The following is a 12,145-nucleotide window of genomic DNA, read 5'->3' on the forward strand; positions in this document are numbered from 1 at the left end:
ACAGCGGGACAGCGGGATAGCGGGAGAGCGGAACAACGAAAGAGTGTCTCGCTGAGCGGAGTCGAAGCGCGACGTGACAGCGGGACAGCGGGAGCGGAACAACGAAATAGTGTCTCGCTGAGCGGAGTCGAAGCGCGACGGGACAGCGGGACAGCGGGACAGCGGGAGCGGAACAACGAAATAGTGTCTCGCTGAGTCCCGCGCAGCGGGAAAGAGCGACGTGACAGCGGGACAGCGGGACAGCGGGATAGCGGGAGAGCGGAACAACGAAATAGTGTCTCGCTGAGCGGAGTCGAAGCGCGACGTGACAGCGGGACAGCGGGACCAGAACGCTGTGTCACCCCGAGCTTGTCGAGGCACGACGGGCCGGGGGAGTGGGGAGTGGGGAGTTGGGAGTGGGGAGTGGGGAGTAGGGAGTTGGGACGGCGACGGATTGAAATGCCATCGCAACGGATTGAAATGCCATTGCGGCGGATTGAAATGCCATTGCACGACGTGAAAACGATTTTGCAGCGCGTGAAAACGTCATTACATAGGATTGAAACGTCATTGCAAAGGATTGAAACGTCATTGTGTAGGATTGAAATGCCATTGCACGACGTGAAAACGATTTTGCAGCGCGTGAAAACGTCATTACATAGGATTGAAACATCATTGCAAAGGATTGAAACGTCATTGCGCGGGATTGAAACGTCATTGCATAGGATTTAAATGCCGTTGCACGACGTGAAAAAGTGAGTGCATCGGATCAAAGGCTCGGTGCGAAGAATTACCCGGGATTGGTTCTTGTGCTCTCTCGGAATGGGTAGATGGGTAGCTGGTAGTTGGTAGTTGGTAGATCGGTAGATGGTAGCGCGCGATAGAACTTGGATACTTCCCACTTTTCCACTTTGCGACCTTCCACGATTTCCTGAGCCCCGGAGGGGCGACATTCACCAACCCACGCCGTGAGGCGTGGGAGTGCGGCGTGTGACAGGAAATGAAGAGCCCCGGAGGGGCGGCATTCAGAGGTCGGATTCGCCACATGTGAATGCATCATCCTCGCGTGCAAACTGCAGAAGAAATTCCGGGTATTTGTTCTTGTGCTCTCGCGAAAGATGTGTTCCCAAGGCTCAACGTCCTGGAATGCTGCCTCGCTTCGCGGGGCTCTGTGGACTTCGATGCCGCGTCGTGTCCCACGCCTCACGGCGTGGGTTGGTGAATGTCGCCCGCTTCGCGGGCTCAACGTACGATGAGACGATTGGACGGTTAGACGAGCAGACGATTAGACGATCAGACGATCAGACGATTAGACGATCAGACGATTAGACGATAAAACGACACACCTGTCCGATTCTTACTGCGATCCGTTCCGCGTGTGCGCAAACCGCGTATGACATCCGACAGGGGCGACCGGCGGTCGCCCGACACCGCCGCGGAACACGCGCAAAACACTGCGCAGAACAGACCAGTCACCGATCCGCGTGTGCGCAAACCGCGTATGACATCCGACAGGGGCGACCGGCGGTCGCCCGACACCGCCGCAGAACACAAGCAAAACACCGCACAGAACAGACCAGTCACCGTCTCCCGGAACGGGAGAGGGCCGGGGTGAGGGTAACAGTCCCGCTCTCCCGCTGTCCCGCTGTCACGTCGCGCTTCGACTCCGCTCAGCGAGACACTATTTCGTTGTTCCGCTCCCGCTGTCCCGCTGTCACGTCGCGCTTCGACTCCGCTCAGCGAGACACTATTTCGTTGTTCCGCTCCCGCTGTCGCGCTCTCCCGCTGTCGCGCTGTCCCGCTGTCGCGTCGCGCTTCGACTCCGCTCAGCGAGACACTATTTCGTTGTTCCGCTCCCGCTGTCCCGCTGTCCCGCTGTCACGTCGCGCTTTCCCGCTACGCGGGACTCAGCGAGACACTATTTCGTTGTTCCGCTCCCGCTGTCCCGCTCTCCCGCTGTCCCGCTCTCCCGCTCCTATCTCCTATCTCCTCGAAAGCGGCAACTCCCGCGCGGCGTCGGTGATCGCGCCGATCTTGCTGGCGTAACTCGTGCGCGCCGCGATGTCGTCGTCGGTCACGTAATGCACGTCGAGCAGACCGCTGTTCTTGTAGCCGGTGCGCAGGTAATTCATCTCGGCCAAGCACAGACTCCACCCGTTCAACCACAACGCCAGTTGTGCGCGCGCCTCGAGATCACCACCCACGTGGAAAATGAGATCGATGTCGCTGCCCGGACCCGCGCTGCCGTTCTTCGTGCTTCCGAAGACGTAGGCAGACTTCACATCAAATCGGCGCGGATCAATCTGCGCGGCGATGCGTTCGGCCATGCGCAGGCGCCAGCTCCAGTGGTCCTCGATCTCGTGCACTTCTTCCTCGGTGTTCTCGGCGTACACGGCGCGGTTCTTGCGCACCGGTGTCAGATAGCCCATCGCCTCCTCGAGGTCGGCGTTCATCAGCACTCGCATCACCATGCCGTCGGTGCAGCGCGGAACGTCGATGACACGAATCGTGTCCTTGAGGTGTTCGAACTCCGGCAGCAGTTCCGCCAGCACATTCGGCATGTGATGCAGGAAACCCTCGTTGAAAATCACGCCCGGATCGTCGGGATACAGCGGCAGATAGCGTATCGAGGCCTCGACAAGATCCTGGAAAAAGTGTGTGCCGAAGGAGAGGTCGGGTACGTAGTTGCCGGTCTTGCGCGCGATTTCGATGAGCACGGCGGTGTTGTTGATGTCGGAGTACGACACGGCCACGCCCAGCTTGATATCGCCGCGGCTGCCCCAGCGGCCCGGACCCATCAGAATGAACTGCCGCTTCGGCAGAAGATTGTTCAGCCGCCCGATGGCGCGCCCCACTTCGAGCAGATCGTTTCTGTCGGGCAGATACGAGTACTGCTGCGGATCCACGTACACGATGTGTGTGATGTCGGGCACCACGCCGTTCGAGATGAAACGGTTGGCCGTGAAAATCTTCCGGTGATTCGACACGTCGCGCGGTATCGAGGCCGGCGCGCTTCCGCGTGTGAAACTCTGCGGCCTGCACTGGAGCAGATACAGCACGTCGCCGTCGCTCGCGAATTCGATGTCGACCGGCGTGTCGATGCTCTCCTGCAGCAAGCGGACGATGGCGTGCAACTGTTTCACAAAATTCGAGCGCGTGATCAGTCCGTCGAACGTCACCGCCGCGGTCTCGCGCTCGAAGTCGATGTGCAGACCCACCGGCTGCCGCATGTGATCCTCTTCGTACAGCGACACGATGCGATGGACCTGCGGGAACTCGTTGCCGTACTCGCGCAGGAATTCCTGCACGTCCACGGTCTCGAAGCTGCACGTATCCAGATTGATGACGTCCATCTTCTTGGGGGAATACCGCAGCATCTCCTCGGGCGACACGTTCACGCGCAGATTCGGCTGGCCCGGCGCGATGAGGATGGGGAAGTCGTCGCTCAGCCGGTCCACCGCGCGTGTGCCGAGTCCGGGCACCATGCGGATGAGTCCGTCCTCGCGCCGTATGCGCGGCGACCAGCGGAATTCGTTGTTGCTGAACGCCACGCCCGCGAAGGCGGGCAGGAAGTACTTGCCGACCTGTGTGCCGACAACCTCCTGAATCATGATGCCCATCTCCTCGTGGAAGTCGAGCAGTCCGCGTTCGGATCGGTATTCGATGGGATCGGGTCCGAATATCGACGCGTACACCTCGGCGATGGCGTCCATCAGCGCCGCGAGGCGTTCGCCCTTGCTCCCCGCGTTCGCGAGGAAGAGACTCTTGTACTTGCCCGAAAACGCGGCGCTCATGCTGTCCTCGAGCAGACTCGAACTGCGCACGATGATGGGGCGGTCGCCGAGATCGTCGAGCGCCATCGACAGGCCCTTGATGATCTCGGTGGTGAAGTACGAGTTCTTGAACACCTGCACGAGGTGCGGATATTCGTCGCGCACCTGGTCGATGTCGAGGTACTTCTGATTGAACACTTCCTCGAGATTGTTGTAGTGGATGAAGTTCAGGATGCCGTCGGAGACGACGTACCAGGTCTTCGGAGTGCGCACGTTTTCGAGCAGGGGATTTTGTCCCGCGGCCCGGCGCACGATCTGTGTCGCGAGAAAAAGTCCCGCGCTTTTGCCGCCCAGTTTGCCGTGGCTCTTCTGGTGGTAGATGATGCGGTGCAGGAGGTCGTAGAAGTCGCGTATCTCGATGTACTTCTTCGCGATGTTGATGAAGCTGAGCTGGTCGTTGAAGAAGCGCCGAATCAACGACACGCGCAGCACCTTGTCGGTGGAGGGTGAAAGCTCGAGTCCCGACGGGAACAGATGGTAATAGCGCCCGAGTGCATCCGATATTTCGGCCAGCGAGGTGTCGAGACTTTCGACGGCATTCACGAGGAAGGCGGCCTTGTCGTCCTTGATCCACTTCTGGATGTTCATCAGGATGTCGTCATCGCTCAGGTAATTCGAGGCGATGATGAAGATCTCGTCGCTCGTGATGATGAAGTTGTGCAGTTCCTCGCGCTGCTGCGGCTTGTTGGTGCCGAAGGCGGGATCGTCGCCGGGCTGTTCGGTCACGTTGAAACTCTGCAGCAGCGTCGATGCCTCCTTGATGCCGATGCGGCAGAGGTGGTTCAGCATGCGCCGCGAAATGCGTGTGTACAGACTCTGGTCGGTCTTGCGCAGTACGCCCAGCACAACCATCCATTCGCTGCGCTCCTTGCCAGTGCGTTCCGTGCGGAAGGTCTCCCACTCGAAGAACACGTTTTTCAGGCGCTGATGCAGGATAAAATGCGCGATGCGTTCCGCGATGGAGTTGAGCAGCCGGCGCTCCTCCTTGAGGAAGGGACCCTCGTCGGCGGGTGGAAGCTCCTTTGTGTAGTACACTTCCACAACGCCCTCCACGGCGTCCTGCACGCTGATATCCGAGCGCTGCAGCCAGCGTGTCACGGCGAAGTTTTCGCTGGTGAACACCGCCTCGCCGTAGCGGATGCGCGCGCAGCAGAGGTCCGGATACTGCCATCCCTCGGGTATCGCGCGCGCCACCTCGACGAGCACGTCCTCCAGTGTCTCGTCGCGCGCGGTGAGAAGTTCCTCGATGCCGTAGAGGCAGCTCAACTCCTTTGCTCGTTCGCCGAGGACGGTGAGCAGATCGTTGATGTCCTTGCTCTGATGTTTCATGGGATGGAGGCGCTGCGGTGGGTCGCGAAGGGGATGGTGCGGGAAATTACGTCTTCGGCGCGTCAAATGACACCCTCCGGGGCTTTGGCGCGCGCGCGGAATTATGGTAGTTTACGGTACTCTTATCCTTTAAAAGGACGCTCCCATGGCCCAAGAATCGTTTAATCCGTTCCGCATGGCGCAGCAGCAATTCGACAGCATCGCCGAAAAACTCTCGCTCGACGATGCCACGCGCGAGCTGCTCCGCACCCCCGATCGTGAATTCCATTTCAATATTCCCATCCGTATGGACGACGGCAGTTACCGCGTGTTCCGCGGTTTCCGCGTGCAGCACAACGACGCGCGCGGTCCGAGCAAGGGCGGCATCCGTTTCCATCCGCACGAGACCATCGACACCGTGCGCGCCCTCGCGATGTGGATGACGTGGAAGACCGCGGTGGTCGACATCCCGCTCGGCGGCGGGAAGGGCGGCGTGATCTGCGATCCGCACAATCTCTCCATGCGCGAGCAGGAGGCACTGTGCCGCGGCTGGGTGCGCAAGATCGTCGAGTATATCGGCGCGTATCAGGACGTGCCCGCGCCGGATGTCATGACATCGTCGCAGCACATGGTGTGGATGCTCGACGAGTACGAGCACATCACAGGCCGCAAGGAGCCGGGTTTTATCACCGGCAAGCCGGTCGGTCTCGGCGGCTCGCTCGGACGCACGGAAGCCACGGGATACGGTCTTGTGTACACGCTGCGCGAAGCCATGCGCGAGCGCGACCTCGCCATCGCGGGTTCCACCGCCAGCGTGCAGGGCTTCGGCAATGTGGCGCAGTACGCGATCGAGCTGTTTATCTCGTACGGCGGCAAGGTCATCGCGGTGTCGTGCTGGGATCAGCGCGAGCAGCGCGCCTTCACGTTCCGCCGCAAGGACGGCATCGATCTGCAGGTGCTGCGCGGTATCACGAACAAGTTCGGCGAGATCGACCGCGGCAAGGCGCCGGAACTCGGCTTTGATGTGCTGGACGGCGACGCCTGGCTCGAACAGGATGCCGATGTGTTGATTCCCGCGGCGCTCGAGAATCAGATCAACGCGCTCAATGTCGACAAGATCCGCCCCTCGGTGCAGCTCATCGCCGAAGGCGCCAACGGTCCGACGACGCCCGAGGCCGACGGGGTGCTGCACAAGCGCGGCGTGGTGATTGTGCCCGATTTCCTCGCAAACGCGGGCGGCGTGACCTGCAGCTATTTCGAGCAGGTGCAGAGCAACATGAACTATTACTGGACGCGCGACGAGGTGCTCAGCAAACTCGATTCGAAGATGACCGACGCCTACGACGCCGTGGCCGACATCGCGCGCAAGCGCCGGCTCTCGCTGCGCGACGCCGCCTACATGATCGCCATCTCGCGCGTCGCCGAGGCGTGCAAGCTGCGCGGCTGGGTGTAGGGATGAAGAATGTTGAACGTTGAAAGTGGAACGGTGAAAGTAGCACGTTGATAGATGCGTCGTATCACAAGACAGTATGAGATTGTCTGTGCCGTGCTGCTGTATGCACTGTTTGTGTGCGGTGCCGGTGCGCAGCAGCGTCGAGCTTCGGGCATTGTTGTGGACCGGGACGGTGGCAAGCCGCTGCCGTTTACCCATGTGTTGATCCTCGGCAGTTCGAAGGGCACCACCAGCGATCTTGAAGGGCGTTTCGTGCTCCCCCTCGACACAAGTGCGCACCGCCTGCGTTTCAGCCGCGTCGGGTACTCCTCCGTCACCATGCAAATTCACCCGGGCGATACGCTGTCGGACATGCGCATCATGCTGCGGCAGACCGCTATCAAAATGCGCGGAGTCACCGTCACAGCCGGAGAGGATCCGGCGGTGCCCATCATCCGCAAGGCCATCGAGAAGAAGCGTCTGCTCGAGCAGCGGCTATTTAACTATGCCGCGACCACACACACAAAAACGGTGCTGCGGATACTGTCGTTGGACGACCGCGAGGCGGGCGAGAGAGATCCGGACCTTCGTCTTCCTACCGTGGGCGAATCGCTGACGCAGGCATATTGGGCAAAGCCCGATCAGTACAAGGAGATTATTGAGGCGCGCAGGAGTTCGGATCTCGATGGACCGACGAATACGCTCACAAGTATCACAGCCCGTGCAAACTTCTCCCGCGACCGTGTACAAATCGGCAAACGTGTATCGGTTATTGGACCGATTTCGGAGGACGGTCTCTCCGCGTACTATTACACACTCATGGGCGAGACGTCCATCGATTCCACCACGGTGTATATCATCCGCATTACACCGCGCAGCGCCGCCAAACCGCTGGTTGCGGGCACCATCTATATCACCGATGGCAGCTACCTGCTCAACAGCGTTGATATCGTCTTTAATGAAGCGGCGTTGCCACCAATGATCGATACCGTGAGCTTCCGCCAGCAATACAGTCTTGTCGACGACGAGTTCTGGCTGCCGTCGGATGTTTCGCTGTACGCCCACATGACGGCCTCCATCGTGGGGATCGAGGTCACGGCCGAGGGCCGCATGTTCTCGATCATCCAGAACTACCGCGTGAACAAACCGGAGAACGAGGAGATGATGGACGGCATCCGCGTCAAAGTGCTCGAGGGCGCGGATCTGTTTGATTCCACGTCGTGGCGTATGCAGCAGCGTATCCCGAATACAGAGGAGGAACTGCGCGCCTATACGAAGGGCGACAGCGTGCATCTCGTCGAAACCATCCAAGCGAGGCGATACAGCGCGGCCGAAGTATTCACGGGCACAACGCTGGACGGTGGAAGTGTTTCGTATTCACTGCCGGGATTGCTTACGATGTATCACTACAATCGTGTTGAAGGGCATGCGGTGTATGCGCCGTTTTCGGTCTCCTCACCGGCATATTCGCTCCGCGGGGCCGGCTTCGGATTCGGGTACGGCCTCAGCGATGCGCGTGTAAAATGGCACGCCGCAGTGTCGCCGTACTTGCACCTCCGCACGGGAATGTTTTTGGTGGCTTCCGCGTACAGCCGGCTCGCCTCCATCGACGAGGATCAGCACCTCATGGGCACCTCGGCCACGACGGCACTGAATCTGTTTGTCAAGGAGGATCCGCGCGATTATTACCGCAGCACGGGAGGTGGGATTCTCCTGGATGCCTATCTAGTGAATACCCTGCACAGCAGTCTCTCTGTTTCGTTGGAGGAGCACACGTCGGTGGCAACAAATACACAGTGGAGCCTCGCAGGAAAGGATACACGCTTCCGTGCCAATCCCCCGATCAATGAGGGAAAATTCCTGTCCCTCGGTTTTGAGAGTGAACTGGATTTTCGTCCGCGCATCGACGATGCGGGCGTCGTCAGACGAAGCGGCGAGGCCGACATCGTTCCCAAGGCCGGAATCACGTGGACACAGGCGGATACGGAGCATGATCGATGGTCGTACCTGACACTCAGCGCGGGACTTTCCGGTACCATCGACCTCGGAATACTCGGCCGCAGCACTCTGGATGTATCCGCGCGGTGGAGCACACAGCGGCTTCCGACACAGGATCTCTTCCACCTCACCGGATCGAGCAACTACATAACCGCACCCGCGCGTTTTCGGACGCTCGGCTTCCGCGAGTTTGGTGGTGATGCGGCTGCGTCAATCTTTGTGGAACAGAATCTGGGACGCCTGCCTTTCTCGATTCTTCCGCTCGGAAATATCCCGGTCCTCGGTGCGGCCTCGTGGGAACTCATTTTTTTTGGCGGAGCGGGATGGACGTCGATGCGTAGCAGTACCGGCGCCATGCAGACCGTGCCTGTCGGAATCGCGTCGCGGCCCTTCTTCGAGGCGGGCTTCAGTATTGAAAAAATATTCACATTATTCCGTCTCGATCTCGCATGGCGGCTCGATCACTTCCGATCGGGACGGAATTTTTTTATAGGTTTCAGCACGTCCGAACTCTTGCGCGCACGTGCCTCCGGGGAAAATTAGAGATGGTCTCTGCTTGGCACTCAATCACGGTTGACGCATGAAAGACTCTCGAATAAAACGCGACGAAGTCACCGATGTCATCGGGCTGTACGGCGTCAAACCGGGTTCGGGCCAGGCGATGGAGTTCCGTGATCTGATGCGGTATCGGATCACGAACATACTGCTCGTCTCGAGTCTCTACGATTATTACACGATTGTGGAGGACGGTCAGCTCTCCGAGGCGATCTTCAGCGAGTTTCTCGAACTCAATCTGCACTACGCCCCGCATCTCACGCGTGTCAATTCCGGCGAGGCCGCGCTGGCCGCGCTGCAGGCGCAGGAGTACGATCTTGTCATCACCATGCTGCGCCTCGGCGACATGGATCTGTCGTCGTTCTGCGAGGCCGTGCGCGCCACATATCCCGAACTGCCTGTCGTGCTGCTCGCGTATCAGTCGCGCGAACTTCAGCTTTCGCTTGCACAGGAGAATCTCGCCTTGCTCGACAAGGTGTTCATCTGGATGGGCGACCGCCGCATCTTTCTCGCCATCATCAAACTCATCGAGGATATGCGCAACGCGGCCATCGACTGCCTGCAGTTCGGCGTCCGCACCATTCTTCTGCTCGAGGATTCGCCCGCGTTTTACTCCTCCTATCTCCCGCTGATCTATACCGAGCTGATCAAGCAGGGACACTCGCTCATCGAGGAGGGGAAAAACTTTGCGGACCGCTACATGCGCCAGAAGGCGCGCCCGAAAATCCTTCACGCGGTGTCGTACGAGGAGGCCTGCGCCTATTACGAGAAATACCGCGGCACGCTGCTCGGTGTGATCACCGACATGCGCGTGCTGATGGAGGGGCGCGAGGCGGGCGACGCGGGGCTGCGCTTCGCGCGCATGGTGCTGCAGGACAATCCCGAGCTGCCCGTGCTTGTGCAGTCGTCGGAAACGCAGCACCTGCCCGAAATCGAGGCGGGCAATATCGCGTTTGTGAACAAGAACTCGCGCTCGCTGCTGCAGGAGGTCGGAGAATTCATCAAACAGAACTTCGGCTTCGGCGACTTTGTCTTCCAGCTTCCCGACGGCTCCGAGGTGGCCCGCGCGCGCAATCTGCGCGAGCTGCGCGACCGCCTGCGCGACGTGCCCGAGGAGGCCCTCATGCACCATGCCTCGCGGGATCACTTCTCGAACTGGTTGCTCGCGCGCACACACTTCACACTCGCGCGTCGTATCAAGCCCGTGAAGATCAGCCACTTCGCGAGCGCTGCCGATCTGCGCGCCTACCTCATTGCCGAGGTGTCGCTGCAGATACAGGTCGATCAGCAGGGGGTCATCTCCGATTTTGCGCGCGGCGAATTCGACATCGATGCCGTGGTGTCGCGTATCGGCGGCGGTTCGCTCGGCGGCAAGGCACGCGGACTCGCCTTTGTCGACAGCGTGCTGAAAAAATATATGGAGCCGGACTATTTCCCGGGCGTGCACATCTCGATTCCGCGCACCATCGTGCTCGGCACCGATGTGTTCTCGCAGTTTGTCGCACAGAACGATCTGCTTCCACTCGCCTTCGAAAATGTGTCGGACGAGCAGGTGGTACGCGCGTTCCTGCATGCGGATCTGCCCCCGACGGTGCTGGGCGATCTGCGCGCCATCCTGCAAAAGGCCCGCTTCCCGCTGGCGGTGCGCTCGTCGTCGCTGCTCGAGGACGCGCTCTATCAGCCCTTTGCCGGCATCTACGCGACGGTGATGATCCCGAACAGCAATCCCGACTTCGCCGTGCGCTTCCACAACCTGACGCAGGCGGTGAAATTTGTGTTTGCATCCACGTGGTTCCGCGGTGCAAAGAATTACATCGAGGCAACGGGCAACCGCATCGAGGAAGAAAAGATGGCCGTGATTGTGCAGGAGATGGTCGGCACAAAACACGACCGGTATTTCTATCCGCACATCTCGGGCGTCGCGCGCTCGTTCAACTACTATCCCTTAGGCAAGGCGAAACAGAAGGACGGTGTGGTGAATCTCGCCCTTGGTCTCGGCAAGACCATTGTCGACAACGGTGTGAGTCTGCAGTTCTGCCCCGTGTATCCCACGGTGCATCCGCAGTTCGGCACCACGAAGGATCTGTTTCAGAATTCGCAGACGATGTTCTGGGCGGTCGATCTGCGTTCGGATATCGTCCGAAAATATCCGACCGAGGACGAGTACATGGTGCGGCTCAACATTCAGGACGCCGAGCGGCACGGAGCGCTGACACATATCGCGTCCACGTATTCGGCCGAGAACGACTGCATGTACGAGGGTGTGTTCCGCAAGGGTCCGCGTGTCATCAACTTTGCGCCGCTGCTCAAGTCGCGCGTGATGCCGCTCACCGATGTGGTGCGTATGCTGGTGTCGATCTGCGAGACGGCGATGAACTGTCCGGTGGAGATGGAGTTTGCCGTGCGGCTCGGCGAAAAGGAGGCCATGCCCGCGCAGTTCAGTTTCCTGCAGGTGCGGCCGATGGTGAAGCAGGAGGGTGGTCCGGCAGTCGATCTGTCGTCGCTTGATCAGGGCGATGTGCTGCTGCGCACCACGCAGGCGCTGGGCAACGGCGTGCACACGGTGCGCGACGTGGTGTACGTCAAACCGGAGGTGTTCGACGCGATGCGCACGCGCGAGATGGTGAAGGAGATCGCCGCGTTGAACGCGCAGCTTGTGCGTGAACAGCGGCCGTACCTGCTCATCGGTCCGGGCCGCTGGGGTTCGTCCGATCCGTCGCTCGGCATACCGGTAAAATTCCCCGACATCTCCGGCGCGCGCGCGATCGTGGAGACCTCGCTGCCGAACATGATCATCGATCCCTCGCAGGGTTCACACTTCTTCCAGAATCTCACGTCGTTCCACATCATGTATTTCACGCTGCGCCACTACACGGCGGGGCAGGAGATCGACTGGGCCTGGCTCGATGCCGCCGCCGCGGAAACGGAGGCGCGTTTCACGCGCCACGTGCGCCTCGACGACGACCTCCGCATTCTTGTGGACGGCCGCAGCGGCGAAGGTGTGGTGATGAAAAAGAGCCGCGGCTGATCCACCGCGGGC

Annotated in this window: 5 protein-coding genes; 4 read left to right on the plus strand and 1 reads right to left on the minus strand. The window is 60.1% G+C overall.

Features of this window, described 5'->3' with window-relative positions; all coding sequences use genetic code 11:
- Window positions 1-1,372: 1,372 nt before the first annotated feature.
- Window positions 1,373-1,594 (plus strand): hypothetical protein, encoded by a 222-nt coding sequence (locus tag HY962_16235; protein ID MBI5648480.1) that lies wholly within the window; start codon window positions 1,373-1,375, stop codon window positions 1,592-1,594.
- A gap of 367 nt (window positions 1,595-1,961) precedes the next feature.
- Here the strand turns inward: HY962_16235 and HY962_16240 are convergent, their stop codons facing one another.
- A complete protein-coding gene (locus HY962_16240) occupies window positions 1,962-5,141 on the minus strand; it encodes a nucleotidyltransferase domain-containing protein (protein MBI5648481.1) in 3,180 nt (1,059 codons plus the stop codon).
- Between the two features lie 145 nt (window positions 5,142-5,286).
- On the opposite strand from HY962_16240, the gene HY962_16245 reads away from it, so the two are divergent.
- Genes HY962_16245 through HY962_16255 form a run of 3 tightly spaced genes read left to right on the plus strand, consistent with a single transcriptional unit; the run spans window position 5,287 to window position 12,133 of the window.
- Window positions 5,287-6,573 (plus strand): Glu/Leu/Phe/Val dehydrogenase, encoded by a 1,287-nt coding sequence (locus tag HY962_16245; GenBank protein MBI5648482.1) that lies wholly within the window; start codon window positions 5,287-5,289, stop codon window positions 6,571-6,573.
- A 54-nt stretch (window positions 6,574-6,627) separates the two neighbouring features.
- Window positions 6,628-9,093, plus strand: a complete 2,466-nt coding sequence (locus HY962_16250; GenBank protein ID MBI5648483.1) for a carboxypeptidase-like regulatory domain-containing protein — start codon at window positions 6,628-6,630, stop codon at window positions 9,091-9,093.
- A gap of 37 nt (window positions 9,094-9,130) precedes the next feature.
- The gene (locus HY962_16255; protein ID MBI5648484.1) at window positions 9,131-12,133 is read left to right on the plus strand and encodes a histidine kinase; all 3,003 of its coding nucleotides are present in this window, start codon (window positions 9,131-9,133) and stop codon (window positions 12,131-12,133) included.
- Window positions 12,134-12,145 lie beyond the last annotated feature (12 nt).

The organism is Ignavibacteriota bacterium, from assembly GCA_016218045.1.
In the GTDB taxonomy this organism is placed as follows: domain Bacteria; phylum Bacteroidota; class Ignavibacteria; order SZUA-365; family SZUA-365; genus JACRFB01.